The following is a 21,283-nucleotide window of genomic DNA, read 5'->3' on the forward strand; positions in this document are numbered from 1 at the left end:
CCGCTATCCCCGTCGTGGACTGCGGACCTGACACGGTGTCGTCTACGTGGAATCGGCCGACGAGACGATGACGGCCGGATGCGTCGGCATGGATCTGATGCCTGTCGAGCGGATGCTCCGGCAAGGCCGACTTCACGGCCGGATGCGTCGCTCGGCGGCGTCGAACGCGGGCGCGAGCGGGGCCAGCGCCGTGCGGAGTTGGTCGGGCAGTGAGCCGGAGGGCACGACCAGCCCTCCGGCGCCGAGACTCCCCGCGACCCCTGCGTTCCCGGCCGGCCGGAGCCAGCCTTCCAGCGCGATGCGCACCGCCGCGGCCACGCTCGCCGCGAGAACGCGGGCCGTGTGCGCGCCGGCGTCGACCAGGCGTTCGGCGATCACCGCCGTGAGAGGGGGCTCGATGCCGGCGGTGGAATCGAGGAACGCGTCGCGCAGCGCGGTCCGGGTGATGATCAGCAGCAGCGCCTGATGTTCGCGCTCGCCGGTGTTCGCGTACTGCTCGATCACCGCTTCGGTGACGGCGTCAGCCAGGCGCACTTCCGCGGGCCGGGCCGCGACCGCCGCCGCGATCCGCGCCTCCCGGTCAGCGGTGACAGCGGAGACGATCGCCTGCTCGCGGCTGGCGAAGTAGTTGTTGTAGGTGCGCGGCGAGACCCCGGCCGCCTCGGCGATGTCCTCGACCCGCACTTGGTCGGGTCCGCGCTCCACGGCCAGGCGCAGGGCCGCCTCGCGCAGCGCCTCGCGCGTGGCCTGCTTCTTCCGCTCCCGCAGCCCTGGTGGTGGTGTCGTCACGGCGTCAGCGTTCCATAAAAGTCGCGCGCACGCAATCTTGCGTGCGCGCACTTTTCTTGTCAGTCTCGACCGACCGAGACCGACAGGACCGAGACCGACAGACAGGGACGTCACCATGCGCGCCAGAGGAATGACCTACGACACCGGATTCGTCGTGCACGGCCAGATGTCGCGCGAGCACTTCCACCCCGAGGTGGTCCGGCGCGAGCTCGCCATCATCCGCGACGACCTGCACTGCAACGCGATCCAGATCATCGGCGGCGACCCGGACCGACTGGAACTGGCTGCCACCGCCGCCGCCGAACTCGGCCTGGAGGTCTGGTTCTCGCCCTATCCGCTGGAACTGGGTCCGGAGCAGATCCTCACCCTCTTCCGCGACTGCGCCGAGCGAGCGGAACGGCTCCGGCAGCAGGGGGCCGGCGTCGTGTTCGTCGCCGGGGTCGAGCTGAGCGTGATGAACCGCGGGTTCCTGCCCGGAGAGAGCCCCGAGGAGCGGGTCGAGCAACTGATGAGCCGACCCGAGCGGCGGGCGGAAGCGATGCGCGAGCTCGGCGTGCGCATCAACGCATTCCTCCGCGACGCCGCGGCCGCGGTCCGCGAGCGCTTCCAGGGCAAACTCACCTACGCATCCATCCAGTTCGAGCAGGTCGACTGGACTCCCTTCGACATCGTGACGTTCGAGCTGATCCGCTCCGCCGAGGTCGCCGACCGATTCCGGGACGCGGTGCGCACCCTGGCCCGTGACCCGAAGCCGCTCGCCATCACCGGATTCGGCACCGCGGCCTACCGCGGCGCTGGGGACCGCGGTGGGCGGGTGCTGGAAGTGGTCGAGTACGACCCTGGGACCAGGGCCCCGGTACGGCTCAACGGCGTGTACGAGCGTGACGAGGCCGGCCACTTTCTCGGATGTCGAAGGGGCTCTGGCCTGTTTCGGGATCAGTGTGCAGGTCCACCGGCTGATCCACGGCCTCTCCGTGCCGACCTCTCTGACACGGCGGTACGGGGAGTTCGCGCCCCGCGCCCGGTTCACGGAACTGCAAACCGCGATCCTGTCTCTGGGGCGTACCGTCGAGCCCGACGACCTCACGGGGGACGTCCACCGCTATCGCTTGCCCGGGTCCGATGCTCGCATCTTCGTCATCAGCGACCCCGACCCGTATGGGGCCGGCGCCCATGATCTCGATGATCAGGAGGCTCATCAGGCGGGCGACGTGTGGGCATTGAGCGTGTCCCCGGCATGGTGGGGAGCTGCACCAGGGGCCGAGGCGCGGTGACGGTCAACGCCCGTCAGCGAACGTGGTCGCTCTTCGGCCCGATGCCTTCGATCCTGGTCGGAGTTCCCTCCGGGCCGAACGAGTGGTGGAAGGTGAAGGCGTGCGGCGCGGAGCCGTGGTCGTGGAGGTGTTCCAGCCTGGAAACCCCGTCCTGCCAGGTGGGTATCGCGCCGTCGGAGATCCACCAGATCACGTAACTTGGGTGCCCTGTCCTCTCGAACCAGTCGTAACGCCTGTTCAACGCCTCACGGTGCAGCCCGGTGTAGACGGCGTCGAAGGCGGGGCGCAGGTCGGTCCAGAGTGAGAGGATCGCGGCCAGGGCGGTGGTTTCCACCGTGTGGCCCTTGCCGTACCAAGTCGGTACGGCGAACTCTCCCCATGCACCCCAGTCCGCCTCGAAGAGCATGCCGCGGTCACCGTCTGCCGCTTCAGCACGCGCGAGGTACCCGGGGTGCTGGCTGATCTTCCGGTAGACGGCCTCACCACTGTCATAGAGCTCGCGCGTGAGAGGTCCGGGATCGGCGAGAGGTGACTTCAGGACGCCGAATGTGTACAGCACAAGATGGGGCATGCGTCTCTCCCTGGTCGGGGTGCCTGGTGTGGACCCGGTTCGGTGGCTTACGCACGGGGCGAGGATCCGTGGGGCGCGATCAACTCATTCCGTCGCGGGCGGCTCAGCCTGAAGGAAGTCCTGTGCGACCGTGGGCGATCGCCGAAGACCAGGTGAAGGTAGCTGTCTCTGCGGGCCATGTCGAAGTTGCGTTTTCCCTGTCCAAGTGGCCTCTTGCGCCGGTCATTGCGGGTGCTGGGGCGGTGACGGGCGGGGCAGGTTGCGGGGTACCAGGAGATCCACTCCGGCCGATCGGTTCGCCCGCCATGCCCGTCCGCACCCCTGACCGACAGCCCCGGCGCAGCCCCCTCGTCGGACCGATGATGCCGCCCCGGCCGTCGGGCTTCGGCGGATACCCCGCCGGCCGGGCCCGCTCCGCGTCCGCAAGCCCCCGCCCCTCGCGCAGCACAATGCTCCGGGAACCCTGGCAATCGCCTGATTCGCCGGACAGGAACCAGACGGCCGGGCGGAGCCGGGATCGAAAAGCAACTTCCGTCCTTGACTAAACAATTGCTCTACTAAACCGTTTACTGGACAACGTTGTCAATCCAGTGCACAGTAACGCCCCGGAGTGATGAATCCGCTCCCTCCAGGGAAAGGGCGAACGTGATGGTGTACGGAGCACTGGACATCGGGGGCACGAAGATCGCCGGCGCGCTCGTGGACGAGGAGGGCGGGCTGCTCGTGCGGGCCGAGCGGGCCACCCCCGCCCGGCGGCCGGCCGAAGAGCTGATGGGTGCCGTGACGGCGGTACTCGACGAGCTGGCCTCGCACCGCGCATGGGACGCGCTGTCCTGTCTCGGAATCGCGAGCGCCGGTCCCCTCGACACGGCGGCCGGCACGGTGAGCCCGGTCAACATCCCCGCCTGGCGCCGGTTTCCGCTGGTCGAGCGGGTGCGCGCGCATCCGCGGACGCCGCTCGGTCTCCGTCCCGTACTGGTGGGTGACGCCGTGGCGATGACAGCGGCCGAACACTGGCTCGGCGCGGCCCGCGGGGTGGACAACGCCCTGTGCATGGTGGTGTCGACCGGTGTCGGCGGCGGACTCGTACTGAACGGCCGCCTCCACCCCGGGCGTTCGGGGAACGCCGGCCACATAGGCCACATCACCGTGGACCTGGACGGGCCCCTCTGCGCCTGCGGCGCCCCCGGCTGTGTCGAGGGGCTGGCCAGCGGCACCGCCATCGCGGCCCACGCCCGGGCCGCCGGCTGGACCGCCCCGCCCGGTGCGACGCCGGACGCCGCGGCGGTCGCGGCCGCGGCCAGGGGAGGGGACGTCCGTGCGCAAGCGGCGTACGAGCGCGCCGCGCAGGCGCTGGCTGCGGCGATCGCGGCGACGACCGCTCTCGTCGAACTGGACCTGGTGGTGATCGGAGGCGGCGTGGCACAGGCCGGTGACACCCTCTTCACGCCCCTGCGCCGCCGCATGGCGGACTACGCCGTGCTCGACTTCACCCGTGACGTGCCGATCGTGCCGGCCCGGCTCGCCCTCGACGCCGGGCTCATCGGGGCCGCGGCTGTCGCGTCGGCCGCTGCCGGCCATCCGGCCGTGCAGGTGGCGGCGCCCCGCCCGTAAGGGGGGCGGGGCAGTGGCGCAAACGGTGTCCACGGAGTCGGCCGAGATGAACAACTACTAAACTTAACCGGTTTGGCTTCAAGTGTTGTGTCCATGTCTTTCGGCGCCTAACCTCTCTTCCAGTCGCCCGTACGAAAGACGAACTGCCACCGCTCGACGCTGCTTTGACCGGCAAAAGGCGGCAGTCCGTCCGGGTGACCTCTTCTTCCCGCCGACCGGTGGGAGCCGCAGTCAATACCCGGTCGGCGGGGACCCTGTCCCCGCCCTGCGGCGTATCCCTTGCGATACCTGCCGAATTCCGGACGTTCAGAGTTCCGAATCCGGACTCCGGATGCATTGCGGCAGGGGGACAAGAGCGTCCGAACGACATGACACTTCCGCGCGCCCGGGCCACCGCGCCCGACGCACGCGTGCAACCACGTTGGGAGCAGACCATGAGAAGGAAACTGGCCACCGCGGCGGGAGCGCTGCTGGCCATGGCCGCCACCCTGTTCGCCGCCCCCGCCCCGGCCCACTCGGCGGAGGCGGCGTCCGGGTTCCACATCAGCGAAGGCCGGCTGCTGGACGCCGGCGGCAACGACTTCGTCCTGCGGGGCGTCAACCACGCCCACACCTGGTATCCGAGCCGTACGACCCAGGCGCTCAAGGACATCAAGGCGCTGGGTGCCAACTCCGTACGGGTCGTACTGAGTACGGGCGACCAGTGGACCAGGAACGACGCAGCCGACGTCGCGAACGTTGTCGCGCAGTGCAAGGCGAACCGGCTCGTCTGCGTCCTCGAGGCGCACGACACGACCGGGTACGGCGAGGCCGGTGCCGCGGTCCCCCTCTCCCGCGCGGTCGACTACTGGATCGACGTCCAGGCCGCGGTCAAGGGCCAGGAGAAGTACGTCATCCTCAACATCGGCAACGAGCCCTACGGGAACTCCGGATACAGCGCCTGGACATCCGGCACGACCGACGCGATCAAGCGGCTGCGCGCCGCCGGATTCGACCACACCCTCATGGTGGACGCGCCGAACTGGGGCCAGGACTGGTCGTTCACCATGCGGGACAACGCCGCCGGCGTCTTCGCCGCCGACCCCGACCGGAACACCATGTTCTCGATCCACATGTACGGCGTCTTCGACACCGCGACCGAGGTCAGGGACTACCTCAACCGGTTCGTGTCCAACGGACTTCCCATCCTCGTCGGCGAATTCGGCGACGCCCACTCGGACGGCAACCCCGACGAGGACGCCATCATGGCGACGGCCGAGCAGCTCGACGTCGGCTACATGGGCTGGTCGTGGAGCGGCAACGGCGGCGGCGTCGAATACCTCGACATGGCCACCGGCTTCAACGCCTCCCAGCTCAGCCCCTGGGGTCAGCGCATCTTCAACGGCGCCGACGGGATCAAGCAGACCGCACGCGAGGCCGGCGTCTTCACCGGCGGCCCGGCGGCCGGCGGCTGCCAGGTCACGTACCGGCTGAGCGACTGGGGCAGCTCCTTCAACGCCGATGTGACGATCCGCAACACCGGCACCACCGCCGTCAAGGGCTGGCAGCTCGACTTCGCCTTCCCAGGTGACCAGAGGGTCAACTCGGCCTGGAACGCCAAGGTCGTCCAGCAGGGGGCACAGGTCCGTGCCACCCATGAGCCCTGGACCGAGACCGTCCCCGCCGGCGGCAGCGTGAGCTTCGGCCTCAACGGCTCCTCCAGCGGCGCCAACGGGATCCCCGCCGCCTTCACCCTCAACGGCACGCCCTGCGCCAAGGGCTGACGGGACACTCGTCCTGCCGGGCACCGGAACGCTCCAGGGCCCCGACCGGGAAGGTCGGGGCCCTGGAGCATGTCCGCCGTGTCAGGTGCGCTGCGGTGCGGGCGCCGTCGATCCGCGGGGGGTGAGCGAAGGAGTGGGCACCTGAAGGGCCCCGCTGTGCGTCCCGTCGAGCACCGCGAACAGCGTGCGAGCGACCTCCGCGCCGAAGTGGTGCACGTCGTGGCTCATGGCCGACAGCGTCGGATGGGTTATCCGGCACAGCTGGGAGTCGTCCCACGCCAGCAGTGACACGTCGTCCGGGATGACGAACCCCATCTCGGCCGCGACGCCCGCACCGGCGACGGCCATGATGTCGTTGTCGTACACGATGGCGGTGGGCCGGTCCGCGGAAAGGAGCAGGGACCGGGTGGCGCGGGCGCCCTCCTTGCCGTCGAACCCGGTGGAGATCTGCCGGCCCTGCTCCAGTCCCAGCTGGCGCATCGTGGTTTCGAAGGCGGCGGCCCGGATGGAGCTGTGCCCCAGTCCGGCCGGGCCGCCGACGCGTGCGATGCGGCGGTGGCCCAGCGCGGCCAGATAGCGGACCGCCTCGGCGGCCGCGGTCGCGTCGTCCGTCCATACGGCCGGGAAGGCGCCGGTCAGGGACGGATGCCCGACGGCGACCGCCGGCAGGCCGACGGCCTGCAGTGCCGGCACCCTCGGGTCGTCGTCGTGGAAGTCGACCAGGATCGCTCCGGCGATCGTCCGGCTGCGCCACCATGTCTTGTGGAGGTCGATCTCCTCGTCGAGGTCCCGTACCAGGCGCAGCAGCAGCGAACAGGAGCGGTCCGCCAGGACGCTCTCGATGCCGGAGATGAATTCCATGTAGAAGGGTTCGAGGCCGAGCAGCCGGGCGGGCCGGCACAGGGCCAGCCCCACGATGTCGACCCGCTGGCTGGAGAGGCTGCGTGCGGTCAGGTTCGGCGCCCAGCCCAGTTCGCGTGCGGCGGCGAAGATCCGCTCGCGGGTGGCCTGCGAGACGCCCGGCTTGTGGTTGAAGGCGAGCGAGACCGCCCCCTTGGAGACACCGGCACGGGCGGCGACGTCCTTGATCGTGACGCGAGTCGTTCCCGTCACATCACGTCCACGCTGAACAGGGCGGCCCGCACGTCCTCGACGTCCACGGAGCCGCAGCCGCTGACCTTGATACGGGTCCGCTCGCCGGGCAGGAGCGTCGTGAGCCCCTGGTCGGCGGCGGCTCGGGGGCCGAGCCGGTCGGCCTGGAGGAGGAGGTCTCTGACCAGAGTGTGTGCGCTCACCACGATGTCGACTCTATCGCTCTCGCCCGGGACCGGTTCCACAGCGATGTCGTACCGGGGCCGGGGATAGGCGAAATCCTTGTCGCGAACGGGGAAGTGGAGAGCGCGCAGGCCGTCGGCGTCGGCGACGAGGAACTCCTTCGCGGACCGCTCCGCGGGTGCGAGCGCCGGCGGAACGGGCATCCGCACGACCGAGCGCGGTCCGGCGGTGACGTCGACGACGCCCTCGTGCACCGTGGTGCCGTCCGCCTCCAACAGGCGCAGGGCCACCGACGTCCGCCACACGGCGGCGGACTGGTTGACGACGGCGAGCGTCAGGCCTTCGTCGCCCGGCTGGAGGGTGAGGAGCCGGTCCGCGTACACGCGGCGCAGCTCGTGGTGAAGGGGCTTGAGCCTGCCGTCGCCGTCGACCGCCGACCACGAGCTGACCGGCCAGCAGTCGTTGAGCTGCCAGACCACCGTGCCCGCGCAGACGGGCCAGTGGGAGCGCCAGTGCTCGATCCCGGCGGCGACGGCACGGGCCTGGACGACCTGGGTGAGGTAGTGCCAGCGGTCGAAGTCGTCGTCGGGGAGCGGGAAGTGGCGGGCGACACCGCGGTTCAGTTTGCCGTTGCCGTCCTCGGCCTTCTGGTGGTGCAGCATGCCGGGGGAGTCGGGTGCCGGCCGCTCGCCGGGGAGTGCGCGCCGCAGGGTCGCGATCGCGGGCGGTGCCTGCCAGCCGAACTCGGCGACGAAACGCGGGACGCTCGCGCGGTACTCGGCGTAGTCCTGGCGGTTCCATACCTCCCACGAGTGGAAGGTGCCGTGGGCCGGGTCATTGGGGTGGTGGTCCCAGGAGCCGGACCAGGGGCTTCCCGCCGTGTAGGGGCGGGTGGGGTCGAGCTCGGCGACCACACGGGGCAGCAGGCCGAGGTAGTAGCCCTCGCCCCAGGAGTCGCCCGCGAGTTCGCTCTCCCAGCCCCAGTCCCTGAAGCCCCACAGGTTCTCGTTGTTGCCGTTCCACAGCACCAGGCTGGGGTGCGGCATCAGCCGGACAACGTTGTCGCGGGCTTCCGCCTCCACCTCCCCGCGCAGCGGCTGCTCCTCCGGGTAGGCGGAGCAGGCGAAGAGGAAGTCCTGCCAGACCATCAGGCCGAGCTCGTCGCAGGCGTCGTAGAAGGCGTCGTCCTCGTAGATGCCGCCGCCCCAGATCCGCACGAGGTCGACGTTGGCGCCGGCGGCCTGCTCGAGCCGGGCGCGGTAGCGATCGGGGGTGATCCGGGAGGGGAAGACGTCGTCGGGGATCCAGTTGACCCCGCGTGCGAAGATCCGCATGCCGTTGACGACGAGGGTGAAGCCGGTGCCGTACTCGTCGGCAGAGCGGTCGAGCTCGATCCGGCGGAAGCCGATCCGGCGCTGCCAGACGTCCAGAGGACCGTTCTCGTCGGACAGTGTGACCTCGAGGTCGTACAGCGGCTGCCCGCCGTAGCCGCGCGGCCACCACAGCCGCGGGTCCGCCACTTCCAGCTCCAGCACCGCCTCTTCGCCCTCGAAGGTCACTTCGGCCTGTACTCCGGCGACCGTGGCCCTGGCCGTGAGCGGCCGCCCCTCACCCCGGCGGGTGCGCTCCGCCTCCAGCCGTACCTCCACCCGGCCGGTGCCGTCGGCGACGGTAACCAGCGGCCGGACCTGCGCGAGGCGTGCGGTCGACCAGTGTTCCAGCCGGACCGGCCGCCAGATCCCGGCGGTCACCAGCGTGGGTCCCCAGTCCCAGCCGAAGCTGCACGCCATCTTGCGGATGTACTGCGACGGTTCCGGATAGACGTTCGGCCGGGACCCGGTCAGGGAACGGACCGCCTCCGCCTGGTCGTAGGCGGAGGCGAAGTGGACGTCCAGGGGGCCGGTGCGGCCGGTGACGTCGAAGCGGTAGGAGCGGTGCATGTTGCGGGTACGGCCCAGTTCCTGGCCGGCGAGGGTGATCAGCGCGGCGGTGTCGAGGCCGTCGAAGACCAGGTCGGTCCGCTCGTGGGCACTGTCGTGCGTCAGGTCGGTGAGGTAGGTCCACCCGCGCCGGCCGACCCAGGCGACTTCGGTCTCGTTGAGTCCGATGAAGGGGTCGGGGATGACGTCGGCGGCCAGCAGATCGGTGTGGACGCAGCCGGGGACCCGAGCCGGGAGCAGCGCCTCTTCGTGGCGCACGCTCCACCCCTCGGTGAGCTGGGTGACGTCCTTCATGGTGCGGCTCCAATCGCCTGACTCAGGCCGTGGATGTACGACGTCGCACAACCTAACCCGGTGATCAGGCCCTGTCCATAAACCGGTCAAGCTTCGGTTCTTTCGTCGGTTGCCCCCTCCAACCCACGCTGAGGGGCTTGAAGACGGTTCGCCGGTAACGATTAGGCATCGTGGTGGAAATCAGAGCTTTACCGGTTCACCTCATGCCTGCCATAGTGCCGACATCCCACCCGGACCTGAGCCGCAATCCTGAAGGAGTTGGGCACATGGGGAAGAAGAAGACGCTCGCGGGCGTGCTTCTGGCCGTCGCGACCTTGACCGTCGCGGGGTGCAGTGGCGGAGGAACACCCTCCGCCGAGACGGCGACGGTTCCCGCCGACCCGAACGAGGTGGCCGGCACGATCACCGTCCTCACCCACCGCACCGATCTCGTCCAGAACGGCGCGATGGACGCGTACGCGGCGGAGTTCAAGAAGATCTACCCCAAGGTCAAGGTGAAGTTCGAGGGCCTCACCGACTACGAGGGAGAGGTCAAGATCCGGATGAACACCGACGACTACGGTGACGTCCTCATGATCCCGGCCGCCGTGTCCAAGAACGACTACCCGAAGTTCTTCGCCCCCCTCGGTCCCGCCGGCGAACTGACGGCCAAGTACCGCTTCAGCGACAAGACCGACGTCGGCGGCAAGGTCTACGGCATCGCCCAGTTCGGCACGGCCAACGGCTTCGTCTACAACAAGTCGGTCTGGAAGAAGGCCGGCGTCACCAAGTGGCCGACCACTCCCCAGGAGTTCCTCGCCGGGCTCCGGGCGATCAAGTCCAGGACCGGCGCCGTGCCGTACTACACCAACTTCAAGGACGGCTGGCCCCTGGTCCAGTGGGGCGGCAACCTCGGCTCCGTCACCTGCGACAGCGACGCCGGCAACAAGCTGGCGGGCCCCGTCTCTCCCTGGAAGCAGGGCGGCGAGCTCAACGTGAGCGACACGCTCCTGCACGACATCGTCAAGGGCGGACTGTCCGAGAAGGACCCCAACACCACCAACTGGGAAGCCTCCAAGGGCATGGTGGCCAAGGGGGAGATCGGCACGATGATGCTGGGCTCCTGGTCGATCACGCAGATGAGGGACGCGGCCGAGAAGGCGGGCGCGAAGCCGGGCGACATCGGTTTCATGCCGTTCCCCGCGCAGAAGGACGGCGCATTCTGCGCCACGGTCGTCTCCGACTACCAGCAGGCCGTCAACATCCACTCGGAGCACAAGGGAGCGGCCCGGGCCTGGATCGACTGGTTCACGGAGAAGTCCGGCTACTCCGCGAAGGAGGGCGCTGTTCCCACCATGAAGTCGGCCCCCATGCCGGACACACTCAAAGACTACGTTGACAACGATGTCACGTTCGTGGAGCGCTCCGAGACCAGGACCGGGCAGGTCAACGCCATAGACAACGCCGCCGAGATCGGTCTCAACACACCCGACTACCGGCAGAAGCTGATCGACATCGCCCGCGGCGCCCAGAGCGGCAGCCTCCAGGACTTCTTCGCCGACCTCGACAAGAGGTGGGACGAGGCAGCGAAGACCGCCGGCTCCTGACAGACGGCGGAGGCGGGCCCCGGCAGCACCACACCGGCCGGGGCCCATCGCCTGCCGCGCATCAGCGGACGACGAAAGGCCCGACATGACCGAGACGACCAAGACGGCGGCCGCGCGACCGCCGCGCGCCGCCACCTCCTCGCACAGGACCAGGACGGCGAGCGACCCTCACGGCACGCCGAACCGTCGGGGACGGGGGCGGACGCTCCGCCGGATCACCCCGTGGATGTTCCTGGCCGTGCCCCTGGTTCTGCTGATCACGTTCACCTATGTCCCCGTAGGGAACATGATCTATTACAGCTTCACCGACTGGGACGGCATCAGCCCCGACCCCAACTTCACCGGGGCCGACAACTACATCCAGATCTTCACCCGGCCCGAGCTTTTCCGGGTGTTCTTCGTCAGCTTCTACTACCTCGCCGCATCCGTCGTGCAGATCGTCGTCGCGCTGTACTTCGCGACGGTCCTCAGCTTCGACATCCGCTTCCGCAACCTGTTCAAGGGGATCCTCTTCTTCCCCTACCTGATCAACGGCGTGGCCATCGGCTTCGTCTTCCTCTACTTCTTCCAGGACGGCGGCACCCTGGACTCGGTCCTCTCCTGGTTCGGCGCCGGCACCGACCATGCCTGGCTCGGCGACCCGACCTCCGCCAACACCTCACTGGCCGGCGTATCCGTCTGGCGTTTCACCGGCCTGAACTTCGTCCTGTTCCTCGGGGCGATCCAGTCCATCCCCGGGGAGCTCTACGAGGCCGCCCAACTGGACGGCGCGAGCAGAGGGCAGCAGTTCCGGCACATCATCGCCCCGAGCATCAAGCCCGTGCTGAGCCTGAGCATCATCCTGGCGGTCTCCGGATCCCTCTCGGTCTTCGAGATCCCCTACATCATGACCGGCGGCGCGACCGGCACCTCGACCTTCGTCATCCAGACGGTCAAGCTCGCCTTCCAGTTCAACAAGACGGGGCTGGCCTCCGTGGCCGCCGTCGTGCTGCTCCTGATCATCCTGCTGATCACCTGGATACAGCGCCGTCTCGTACCCGACGACAAGGTGGACCTCGTATGACCACGGCCCCGCAGACGAACCTGCCGCCGCGGGAGCCCCTGCCCCGGCGGACGGACACGGCCCGCCGCACCCCGCGAGCCGGCCGGATCGGCCCCGCCCTGGTGTACCTGTCGCTGGTCGCCGCCTCGCTGGTGGTCCTGCTGCCCCTCGTCGTCGTCTTCCTGACCTCTCTCAAGACGTCCGGCGAGGTGGCCGACGGCGGTGCGCTCTCCCTGCCGGGGGACTGGCTCAACTTCGGCAACTACGCGACCGCGTTCTCCGACGGGAAGATGCTGACCGCGTTCGGCAACACCGCGTTCATCCTGCTCTTCTCGATCACCGGCACGGTCATCATCGGCTCCATGACCGCGTACGCCATCGACCGTTTCCACTTCCGGGCGAAGAAACTCGTGATGGCGCTGTTCCTGATCGCCACGCTGGTGCCGGGCGTCACCACGCAGGTCGCCACCTTCCAAGTGGTCAACAGCTTCGGCCTGTTCGACAGCCGGTGGGCCCCGATCCTGCTCTACATGGGCACGGACATCGTCTCGATCTACATCTTCCTGCAATTCGTCCGGGGCATCCCCGTCTCCCTCGACGAAGCCGCCCGGCTGGACGGCGCGAACTCCTTCACCGTCTACCGCAAGGTCATCCTGCCGCTGCTCAAACCGGCGATCGCCACCGTGGTGATCATCAAGGGGATCACCGTCTACAACGACTTCTACATCCCCTTCCTCTACATGCCGTCCCAGGAACTGGGCACGATCTCCACCGCCCTGTTCCGCTTCAAGGGGCCCTTCGGTGCCCACTGGGAGAACATCTCGGCCGGCGCGATCCTGGTGATCCTGCCGACGCTGGCCATCTTCCTGTTCCTCCAGCGGTACATCTACAACGGTTTCGCCCAGGGCGCGACCAAGTAGCGGCACCACCGTTCGCGCAGAGCCGCGGCGCACCCGCGCCGCGGCACGCCCGGACGCACGGTGACGAGTACGGCCGGGAAGGACGTGTACCGCCACGAAAGGGGAGTCCGCCGATGGCGACGCCGGAGAGTCCGCTCGACCACCGGTACCGCGGTGAGCATCCCGTCCGCACCCTGCGCTATCTCTTCCGGCCCGAACGCGCGCGCATGGCAGGCGCGGTCGTCGTGTTCTTCGGCAAGCACGCCCCCGTGTGGCTGCTGCCGCCGCTCACCGGCGGGCTGGCCGTCATCGCCGTCGTCACGCCCGCCTTCCTGCCCGTGTTCGTCGTCCTCGTCCCGGCCTCCGCCCTCATCGTGGTGACCCTGCGGTCCCGGCTGCGCGACCGCAACGCCTCCTTCCGCCGCTCCGTGGAACGACTGTCGTCCAGCGTCAGCGAGATGACCACGCTCATCCCCATCACCCGCGCCCACGGCCTGGAACGCGCGGCCCTGCGCCGGGTCGACCACGACCTCGACACGGTGCTGCGCGAAGGATCACGCCTGGATCTGCTCAACGGCCGGTTCGGGTCCCTGTCCTGGATGGTCCTCAACACCCTCGGCATGGGCTGCCTGGCCGGCGCCGCGCTCGTCGCCTACTACGGATGGCTCGACATCACACCGGGCGCCGTGGTCATGCTCAGCGCCTACTTCTCCAGCCTCACCGGCTCCGTCACCACCCTGCTGACCCTGGCACCCGTCATCGGCAAGGCGCTCGAGTCCGTACGGTCCGTCGGCGAGGTCCTCCAGGCTCCCGACCTGGAGGAGAACGACGGCAAGGAGCATGTCGCCGCCGTGGCGGGGGAGTTCCGCTTCGAGAGCGTGAGCCTCACCTACGACACAGGGGACCGCCCGGCTCTCGACCGCGTCGACCTCACCGTTCCGGCCGGTCAGACCGTCGCACTCGTCGGAGGTTCGGGCGCCGGCAAGTCCACCGTGCTCAGTCTCGTGCTCGGGTTCCACCGCGCGACCCGTGGCCGGATCCTGCTCGACGGCCGGGACCTCGCGGAACTGGATCTGCGCAGCTACCGGCGGTTCCTCTCCGTCGTCCCGCAGGAGTCCATCCTCTTCGAGGGCAGCATCCGTGACAACGTCGCCTACGGGCTGCCGGACGTGGACGAGCCGGCCATCCGCCGGGCACTCACCGACGCCAACGCGGCCGAGTTCGTCGACCGTCTGCCCCACGGCCTCGACACCGTGGTCGGTGAGCGCGGGGCCCGCCTGTCCGGCGGCCAACGCCAGCGGCTGGCCATCGCCCGGGCGCTGATACGCGACCCGCGCGTGCTCGTCCTGGACGAGGCGACGTCGGCGCTCGACGCCCGCTCGGAGGCGCTGATCCAGCAAGCCCTGGCCCGGCTCGTCTCGGGCCGTACGGTGTTCATCGTCGCCCACCGGCTGTCGACCATCAAGAACGCCGACCGGATCGTGGTCCTGGAGCACGGCCGCGTCAAGGAGGCGGGCACCCACGGCGAACTCCTGGCACGCGGCGGAGCCTACGCGCGGCTGCAGAGCGCCCAGATCTCGTGACGCCCCGCCGCCCGAAGGCTCTGAACTGCTCCTGAGGGAAGCAGCGCCCGCCGCCGGCGCCCAGGTGGGTAGCGGCGGGTCTCACGCGGCGCGGGCCTGGCGCCGGTACCCGCCGGGCGCGAGCCCGAACTCCCGCTTGAAGGCCTTGGCGAAGGCGAACTCCGATCCGTAGCCGGTCCGTGCCGCGACCGCCGTCAGCGGGATGTCGGACTCGCGCAGCAACCGCGCGGCGGTCGTCATGCGCCAGCGGGTCAGGTAGGCCATCGGCGGCTCCCCGACCAGCACGTTGAAGCGGCGGGCGAAGGCCGCCCGGGACAGACCCGACCGGGCGGCCAGGGACTCGACCGTCCACTGCGTGCCTGGTGCCTGGTGGATCGCGGTCAGCGCGGGGGCGACAGCGGTGTCACGCAGGGCCGCGGCCCAGCCCTGAGCGGTGTCCGCCGGCTGGTCGTCCAGCCAGGCGCGCAGGATGTACAGGAGCAGCGAGTCGATCAGCGAGGGCACGATGCCGTCGGAGCCGATGCGCGGATTGTCCAGCTCGGCCCCCAGGAGCTGCACGGCCGCGCTGAGCTCCGGATGGCGGCCGTGCCGGGTGGGCAGGTGGAAGATCGCCGGCAGCCGGCTGACGAGCGGATGCGGACGCCCCTGGTCCAGGTGGTAGTTGCCGCACAGCAGGCTGGCGCGCGGGCCGTCGCCGCCCAGGGAGACGGACCCGATGGGCGACCCGTCGCTGTACTGCTCGGGCAGCGCCTCCTCGGCCGGCGTGGAGGGATGGTCGGCGAGGACGTGCCCGCGGCCGTCACGTACGAAGATCACGTCACCGGGGCCGAGCGGGACCGGCGGTGTGTCGTCCAGCGGGACGAGCCAGCAACTGCCGTGGAGCACCACGTGGAATCCCGCTCCCGCGACCGGCGGCAGCCGCAGCCCCCAGGGCGCCCGGCCGTCGGTACGGACGGACGAGGGGCTGCCGGTGCGCATGGAGGCCAGCGCCTCGGTGAGGATGTCCGCTCCCTTCTCCGCCGGGAACGATACGGGCCGCCCCCGAGGACGAGGGCGGCCGGTATCCGTGTCAGACCGTCAGCACGACCTTGCCCTGCACCCGCCCCGACTCGATCAGCTCGTGCGCCTTGCCCGCCTCGGCCAGGGGGAGGGTCTCCTCGACGTGGGGACGGAGCCGGCCCTCGTCCACCAGCGCGGCGATCGCCTCCAGCGCCGCGCGGTCCGGTTCCACCGACACCCCGGCGAAGCGCCGGCCGGCCGCCTCGACCGCGGCGGCGAGTTCGGCGTCACCGTGCTCGAGGATGGTCACCAGCATGCCTCCGGGACGCAGCACCTGGAGCGAACGCGCGCCTTGGGCGGTGGAGTCGAGGACGACGTCCGCGTCCCGCACCGCCTCGGTGAAGTCGGTCGTCCGATAATCGATCACCTCGTCGGCGCCCAGGCCGCGCACGAACGCGTGCCTCGCCGCGCTCGCGAGGGCGGTCACGTGCGCGCCCCGTGCCTTGGCGATCTGCACGGCGAGATGTCCGACGCCACCGGCAGCGCGGTGGATCAGGACCCGATCACCGGCTTTCAGGGCCGCCGCGTCCACCAGTCCCTGCCAGGCGGTGAGCGCGGCGAGGGGCAGGGCCGCGGCCTCCACATGGCTCAGCGAGGCGGGCTTGCGGGCGAGCTGACGCGAGGGGGCGACGACGTACTCGGCGTACGCGTTCGCCGCGCGGGGGAAGAACGGCATCCCGTACACCTCGTCACCCACCGCGAACCGGGCGCCAGGGCCTGCCTCTTCGACGACACCGGACACGTCCCAACCGACACCGAACGGCGGCTCGCCGAGCAGCGGGTAGGCCCCCGACCTGACGGCGGCGTCGACCGGATTGACCGCGGCGGCGCGCACCCGGACGAGCACCTCCCTGGACAGCGGGCGGGGACGTGCGGTCTCGACGACCTCCAGTACCTCGGGGCCGCCGAAGGACTTCTGTATGACAGCGCGCATCAGGATCTCCCTGTGGATTCGGTGTGTTGACTTCACCGTAGGGAGATCGAACGAGCCGCTGTATGGCCGACCGTCTTGCTCACATGTCCGATCGTCTTGCGTCGCGAGCGCCTCGGTACCACTTCTGCCGGTCGGGTACGGATACGTGTCACGCCCCTGTGCCCGCGCCGTGGCCCCTTGCGCTCGTGGCGGAGCACCGGGCGGCCGGCGCGGATGTGCGATCCCGGGCCCCCTGTGCGAAGAAACGTGCAGAACTGCTGTTACCGGCACGGGAGTCGATGTCCAGGGTGGTGCGCGGGGTGGCGCGGCCGGTCGTGTGCGGGGGTGAGCGTGAAGTTGCCGCTGCTCGCGGGCGGTCGATGTAGGAGTCAGTGAATGTCAGGGTCACGGCGGCCTGCTACGCGTGATCCGTACATCCGACAGTTACGGAAATGTCCGTAAACGGTAACTCGGTGGCGTCGTCGGGCCGTCGTGCCCGCCGCAGCCGCAGAGTCGGGTCCGCCGGGCTCGTCAGGGGCCGGTGACCGCACCGCCACCACCGCTGTCACAGCGGGTGGCGCACAGTTTCGAGGAGACATCACCTATGTCTGCTGCTTCAACCTCCCGTCGCATCGCGGCGACCGTTCTCGCCGCCGGTGCCGTCGTCTCGGCCGTCGCGCTGCCGGCCTCCGCCCACGACGGGGACCGTCGGCACCGCGAGGAAGCGCGGGTCGAGATCAGCGCCGTGCAGACCGGCGACCGCGGCCGCGACCACCGCTCCAACCGGGCGCTGAACGCCGAATGGGTCGAGATCACCAACAACAGCCGCCGTCCGGTCAACCTCGACGGCTGGACCCTGCGCGACCGCGACGGCAACCGGTACCGCTTCGACGACTACCGTCTCGCCGGCCGCTCGACCGTCCGTGTCCACACCGGTTCCGGACGCGACACCCGCACCGACCTCTACCAGGACCGCCGCCACTCGGTCTGGGACGAGCGCTCCGACAAGGCGACGCTGCTCGACCACCGCGGCCACACCGTCGACACCGAGTCCTGGGGGCGTGACCACCGCCGCTGACGCGCGGCCGGGCCGGGCGGGCCGAGGTGTCCCACCTCGCCCGTCCCGCCGGTCATGCGTCTGACCGCCCGGCCCACCACAGACCCGGCCGGTGCCTCGTGAGTCCCGCGAGGCACCGGCCGACTGCTGTGCCGGGGTCGAGGCGTCCCGAGAGCGGACCGGCGTCACCGCTCACGGGGCAGTTGCCGTGGCCACGCCGGACGTCATGACGCGAGCCCTTTACGCGGCGGCTTTCCCCCGGTAACTTCCCGCCGTTGTAAAGGTTTTCGGAAAGTTTCCGACCGCGCTTCCGGGCGCGGTTCCTGCGGCTTGGCGGCGCGTCGAAGCAGTGGGCGGAATCGGACAGGTGCTCACCGAGCATCTGCTCTTGTCGACATCCGCGGCGTACCCACGCCGTGGCCTCCTCCCATGGAGAGACGCATGAAACGCACTCCTGCCCGGGTGCTCCGACGCCCCTTGGCGGCAGCCGTCGCCGCCTGCGCCCTGCTTGGCCTGACCGCGGCCGTGCCCGGCCCCGCGGCGCCCGCGACCGCCCCGGCCGCCGCGGCCGAGAACACCGCAACGGTCTTCTACTACACGAAGACCAAGAACTGGCCGGCCTACAACCTGCACTACGCACCCGACGGCGGAGCATGGACCACCGTCCCGGGCGTGGCGATGCAGACCGCCTGCGCGGACTGGGTGAAGAGGACCGTGGACCTCGGCGCCGCGGCGGGTCTCCAGGCCACCTTCAACAACGGCTCCGGCACATGGGACAACAACGGCGGCAAGAACTACGCCCTCGGCACCGGCAGTATCTCCGTCAAGGACGGCGTCGTCGCCCACTCCGACCCCTGCGCCGGCGGCGCGGACCCGGATCCGACACCCGCCCCCGGCAACGCCGCCACGGTGTACTACTCGACACATGCCCTGGGCTGGTCGACGGCGAACATCCACTACCGCCCCGCGGGCGGGGCGTGGACGGCGGTGCCGGGCATCGGCATGCAGGCCGCCTGCGCCGGCTGGTGGAAGCAGACCCTCGACCTCGGGGCGGCGACCTCCCTGAGCGCCGCCTTCAACAACGGCAACGGCGTCTGGGACAACAACAACGGCGGCGACTACACCATCGGAACCGGCACCAGCACGGTCCGGAACAACACCGTGACCCCCGGCGCGGCCGATCCCTGTGCGGGAGAGGTGCCCGACACCCGGGCACCGACCGCCCCCACCCGGGTGACCGCGAGCGCCGACGGCGTGTCCGTCGTCCTCACCTGGGAGCCCTCCACCGACGACCGGGGTGTGACCGTGTACCAGGTGACCCGCACCGGCGGCACCGGCGGGAGCGTCGTCACCGACGTCGCGTCCACCGTCTTCTCCGACGGCGGACTGGAGGAGAGAACCGCCTACACCTACACGGTGAAGGCGGTGGACGCCGCCGGGAACCTGTCGGCCGCCTCCGTCGCCGCCACGGCGACGACCGGCACCAGGCCCGAAGCGCCCGCTCCCGGCAAGCCCTTGGGCACGGACCCCCGCAAGGACCCGATCTACTTCGTCCTCACCGCCCGGTTCAACGACGGCGACACGTCGAACAACCGCGGCGGAAGCAAGCACAAGGCCTCAGGGAACGAGGCCAACAACGACCCCATGTTCCGCGGCGACTTCAAGGGACTGGTCCACAAGCTCGACTACATCAAGGCCCTCGGCTTCTCCGCCGTATGGGTCACCCCCGTCGTGCTCAACCGCTCCGACTACGACTACCACGGCTACCACGGCTGGGACTTCTACAAGGTCGACCCCCGCCTGGAATCGGCCGGCGCCTCCTACCAGGACCTGATCAACGCCGCCCACGCCAAGGGCATGAAGATCTACCAGGACGTCGTCTACAACCACTCCTCCCGCTGGGGAGCCAAGGGCCTGTTCGTGCCGACCGTCCACGGCGTGCGCGACTCCCAGTGGAGCTGGTACTACGACGAGAAGCAGCCCGGTTTCGAGTACGACGGCCTGACCGTCGAGACCAAGTCGGGGAAGTCGTACTACAACGGTGACCTGTGGTCGACGGCGGAGCCCGCCGGAAACACCTGCGTCGACTGGGGCAAGCCGACGCAGTACACCTCCCCCGAGGGCTACCGCATCTACAACTGCCAGTGGCCCAGCCCGACGTCAGGGATGTTCCCCAAGAACCTCTACCACAACTGCTGGATAGGCAACTGGGAGGGTGAGGACTCCCGTTCGTGCTGGCTCCACGACGATCTCGCCGACCTGAACACCGAGAACGCCCAGGTGCAGAACCACCTGATCGGCGCCTACAACAAGTACATCGACATGGGCGTCGACGGCTTCCGCGTGGACACCGCCGTCCACATCCCGCGCACCACCTGGAACCGCCGCTTCCTGCCCGCCATCCAGGCGCGCGTCACCCAGCAGCACGGCGCCGAGGCCGCGAAGAACTTCTTCGTGTTCGGTGAGGTGGCCGCCTTCGTCAACGACAAGTGGAACCGCGGCTCGGTCAACCACTCCGCCCAGTTCTACACCTGGAAGGAGCGCCAGGAGTACAGCGCCGACGACCAGAAGGCCGCGCTCGAGATGTACGACCACGAGCAGCAGCTGGGCACGTCGAACCAGCCCACCTCCGCCAACGCGTTCCTGAACGGCAACGCCTACCACGCACCGGACCACAGCAGGTTCTCCGGAATGAACGTCATCGACATGCGTATGCACATGAACTTCGGTGACGCGCAGAACGCCTTCAGCAACGGCAAGGACTCCGACGACAGTTACAACGACGCCACCTACAACGTCGTCTACGTCGACAGCCACGACTACGGCCCCAACAAGAGCAGCGAACGCTACACCGGCGGCACCGACGCCTGGGCCGAGAACATGTCGCTGATGTGGACCTTCCGAGGCATTCCCACCCTGTACTACGGCTCGGAGAGCGAGTTCCAGGCGGGCAAGAAGATCGACTGCGGGCCGAGCTGCCCACTGGCCACCACCGGCCGTGCCTACTACGGCGACCACATCGCCGGAGACGTCAAGGCCTCCGGATTCTCCAAGGTCGAATCCGCCACCGGCGCGGTCGCCGCCACCCTGGAGAAGCCGCTCGTCAAGCACGTGCAGCGGCTGAACGAGATCCGCAGGGCGATCCCGGCCCTCCAGATGGGTCAGTACTCCACCGAGGGCATCACCGGCGGCATGGCGTTCAAACGCCGCTACACCAGCGGCGGTACGGACAGCTTCGCGCTCGTCACCGTCTCCGGTGGCGCCGTGTACACCGGCATCCCCAACGGCACCTACACCGACGCGGTGACCGGCGACACCAGGACCGTCGGCGACGGCAGGCTCACCGTCGCCGCGCCCGGAAAGGGCAACCTGCGCGTCTACGTCCTGGGCGGCACCGGAAAGATCGGAACGGCCGGCCCCTACCTGAAGTAGAGGCACCACCGTGTCCGCCGCGGGAGTGAGGGTGAGGTCCACTCCCGCGGCGGTCGCGTCCCGGGAGGCGACCGACGGGCGCAGGGCGAGCGCTCTCCCGCGACGGCCGGCGGCCGTTTCCCCACCCCGCGGGAGTGCATGGCGACGCCGGGAAGGGACCCCAGGTGAACGGCAGTTCGGCAGGTCATCCCT

At 69.6% G+C, this 21,283-nt stretch carries 15 protein-coding genes; 9 read left to right on the top strand and 6 right to left on the bottom strand.

Going from position 1 to position 21,283, the window contains the following annotated elements; translation table 11 throughout:
* Positions 1-132 precede the first annotated feature (132 nt).
* A complete protein-coding gene (locus tag ACTMTU_RS05880; RefSeq protein ID WP_441262375.1) occupies positions 133-789 on the bottom strand; it encodes a TetR/AcrR family transcriptional regulator in 657 nt (218 codons plus the stop codon).
* Positions 790-919: 130 nt separating this feature from the next.
* Here ACTMTU_RS05880 and ACTMTU_RS05885 point away from each other — a divergent pair, with 130 nt between their 5' ends.
* Positions 920-1,966, top strand: a complete 1,047-nt coding sequence (locus ACTMTU_RS05885; protein WP_441262376.1) for a hypothetical protein — start codon at positions 920-922, stop codon at positions 1,964-1,966.
* 110 nt (positions 1,967-2,076) lie between these two features.
* On the opposite strand, the gene ACTMTU_RS05890 is transcribed toward ACTMTU_RS05885, so the two are convergent.
* Positions 2,077-2,634: a DUF3291 domain-containing protein gene (locus ACTMTU_RS05890; RefSeq protein WP_441262377.1), complete on the bottom strand. Its 558-nt coding sequence runs from the start codon at positions 2,632-2,634 to the stop codon at positions 2,077-2,079.
* Positions 2,635-3,282: 648 nt separating this feature from the next.
* Here ACTMTU_RS05890 and ACTMTU_RS05895 point away from each other — a divergent pair.
* Together ACTMTU_RS05895 and ACTMTU_RS05900 are read left to right on the top strand one after the other, a co-directional pair.
* A complete protein-coding gene (locus ACTMTU_RS05895) occupies positions 3,283-4,248 on the top strand; it encodes an ROK family protein (protein WP_441262378.1) in 966 nt (321 codons plus the stop codon).
* Between the two features lie 434 nt (positions 4,249-4,682).
* Positions 4,683-6,011 (top strand): cellulase family glycosylhydrolase, encoded by a 1,329-nt coding sequence (locus ACTMTU_RS05900; RefSeq protein WP_441262379.1) that lies wholly within the window; start codon positions 4,683-4,685, stop codon positions 6,009-6,011.
* A gap of 81 nt (positions 6,012-6,092) precedes the next feature.
* Here ACTMTU_RS05900 and ACTMTU_RS05905 read toward each other — a convergent pair whose 3' ends face one another.
* A complete protein-coding gene (locus ACTMTU_RS05905) occupies positions 6,093-7,124 on the bottom strand; it encodes a LacI family DNA-binding transcriptional regulator (protein ID WP_441262380.1) in 1,032 nt (343 codons plus the stop codon).
* Positions 7,121-9,520: a glycoside hydrolase family 2 protein gene (locus ACTMTU_RS05910; protein ID WP_441262381.1), complete on the bottom strand. Its 2,400-nt coding sequence runs from the start codon at positions 9,518-9,520 to the stop codon at positions 7,121-7,123. The genes ACTMTU_RS05905 and ACTMTU_RS05910 overlap by 4 nt, the downstream gene beginning before the upstream one ends.
* A gap of 266 nt (positions 9,521-9,786) precedes the next feature.
* Here ACTMTU_RS05910 and ACTMTU_RS05915 point away from each other — a divergent pair, with 266 nt between their 5' ends.
* From ACTMTU_RS05915 to ACTMTU_RS05930, 4 genes are all read left to right on the top strand, one after another.
* Positions 9,787-11,106 carry an ABC transporter substrate-binding protein gene (locus tag ACTMTU_RS05915; protein ID WP_441262382.1) on the top strand — a complete coding sequence of 440 codons (1,320 nt, stop codon included), beginning with the start codon at positions 9,787-9,789 and terminating at the stop codon, positions 11,104-11,106.
* An 85-nt stretch (positions 11,107-11,191) separates the two neighbouring features.
* Positions 11,192-12,169 (top strand): carbohydrate ABC transporter permease, encoded by a 978-nt coding sequence (locus tag ACTMTU_RS05920; RefSeq protein WP_441262383.1) that lies wholly within the window; start codon positions 11,192-11,194, stop codon positions 12,167-12,169.
* Positions 12,166-13,068 (top strand): carbohydrate ABC transporter permease, encoded by a 903-nt coding sequence (locus ACTMTU_RS05925; RefSeq protein ID WP_441262384.1) that lies wholly within the window; start codon positions 12,166-12,168, stop codon positions 13,066-13,068. Before ACTMTU_RS05920 ends, ACTMTU_RS05925 begins: the two co-directional genes overlap by 4 nt.
* A 113-nt stretch (positions 13,069-13,181) precedes the next feature.
* Positions 13,182-14,630 (top strand): ABC transporter ATP-binding protein, encoded by a 1,449-nt coding sequence (locus ACTMTU_RS05930; protein WP_441262385.1) that lies wholly within the window; start codon positions 13,182-13,184, stop codon positions 14,628-14,630.
* A gap of 81 nt (positions 14,631-14,711) precedes the next feature.
* Here the strand turns inward: ACTMTU_RS05930 and ACTMTU_RS05935 are convergent, their stop codons facing one another.
* Positions 14,712-15,632 (bottom strand): AraC family transcriptional regulator, encoded by a 921-nt coding sequence (locus ACTMTU_RS05935; protein ID WP_441262600.1) that lies wholly within the window; start codon positions 15,630-15,632, stop codon positions 14,712-14,714.
* A gap of 67 nt (positions 15,633-15,699) precedes the next feature.
* Entirely contained in the window at positions 15,700-16,623 is a 924-nt protein-coding gene (locus ACTMTU_RS05940) for an NADP-dependent oxidoreductase (protein WP_441262386.1), read from the bottom strand.
* 583 nt (positions 16,624-17,206) lie between these two features.
* On the opposite strand from ACTMTU_RS05940, the gene ACTMTU_RS05945 reads away from it, so the two are divergent.
* Entirely contained in the window at positions 17,207-17,680 is a 474-nt protein-coding gene (locus ACTMTU_RS05945; protein WP_441262387.1) for a lamin tail domain-containing protein, read from the top strand.
* 420 nt (positions 17,681-18,100) lie between these two features.
* On the top strand, positions 18,101-21,091 hold the full coding sequence (locus tag ACTMTU_RS05950; protein ID WP_441262388.1) for a carbohydrate binding domain-containing protein: 2,991 nt from the start codon (positions 18,101-18,103) through the stop codon (positions 21,089-21,091).
* Positions 21,092-21,283: the final 192 nt, after the last annotated feature.

This window comes from Streptomyces sp. OZ13 (genome assembly GCF_052068155.1).
GTDB lineage: Bacteria > Actinomycetota > Actinomycetes > Streptomycetales > Streptomycetaceae > Streptomyces.

Coding starts and splice junctions, on each gene's coding strand:
- ACTMTU_RS05890 (WP_441262377.1), bottom strand. CDS start 2,634: ATGCCCCATCTTGTGCTGTACACATTCGGCGTCCTGAAGTCACCTCTC.
- ACTMTU_RS05930 (WP_441262385.1), top strand. CDS start 13,182: ATGGCGACGCCGGAGAGTCCGCTCGACCACCGGTACCGCGGTGAGCAT.
- ACTMTU_RS05940 (WP_441262386.1), bottom strand. CDS start 16,623: ATGCGCGCTGTCATACAGAAGTCCTTCGGCGGCCCCGAGGTACTGGAG.
- ACTMTU_RS05920 (WP_441262383.1), top strand. CDS start 11,192: ATGACCGAGACGACCAAGACGGCGGCCGCGCGACCGCCGCGCGCCGCC.
- ACTMTU_RS05945 (WP_441262387.1), top strand. CDS start 17,207: ATGTCTGCTGCTTCAACCTCCCGTCGCATCGCGGCGACCGTTCTCGCC.
- ACTMTU_RS05900 (WP_441262379.1), top strand. CDS start 4,683: ATGAGAAGGAAACTGGCCACCGCGGCGGGAGCGCTGCTGGCCATGGCC.
- ACTMTU_RS05895 (WP_441262378.1), top strand. CDS start 3,283: ATGGTGTACGGAGCACTGGACATCGGGGGCACGAAGATCGCCGGCGCG.
- ACTMTU_RS05950 (WP_441262388.1), top strand. CDS start 18,101: ATGAAACGCACTCCTGCCCGGGTGCTCCGACGCCCCTTGGCGGCAGCC.
- ACTMTU_RS05915 (WP_441262382.1), top strand. CDS start 9,787: ATGGGGAAGAAGAAGACGCTCGCGGGCGTGCTTCTGGCCGTCGCGACC.
- ACTMTU_RS05910 (WP_441262381.1), bottom strand. CDS start 9,520: ATGAAGGACGTCACCCAGCTCACCGAGGGGTGGAGCGTGCGCCACGAA.
- ACTMTU_RS05925 (WP_441262384.1), top strand. CDS start 12,166: ATGACCACGGCCCCGCAGACGAACCTGCCGCCGCGGGAGCCCCTGCCC.
- ACTMTU_RS05885 (WP_441262376.1), top strand. CDS start 920: ATGACCTACGACACCGGATTCGTCGTGCACGGCCAGATGTCGCGCGAG.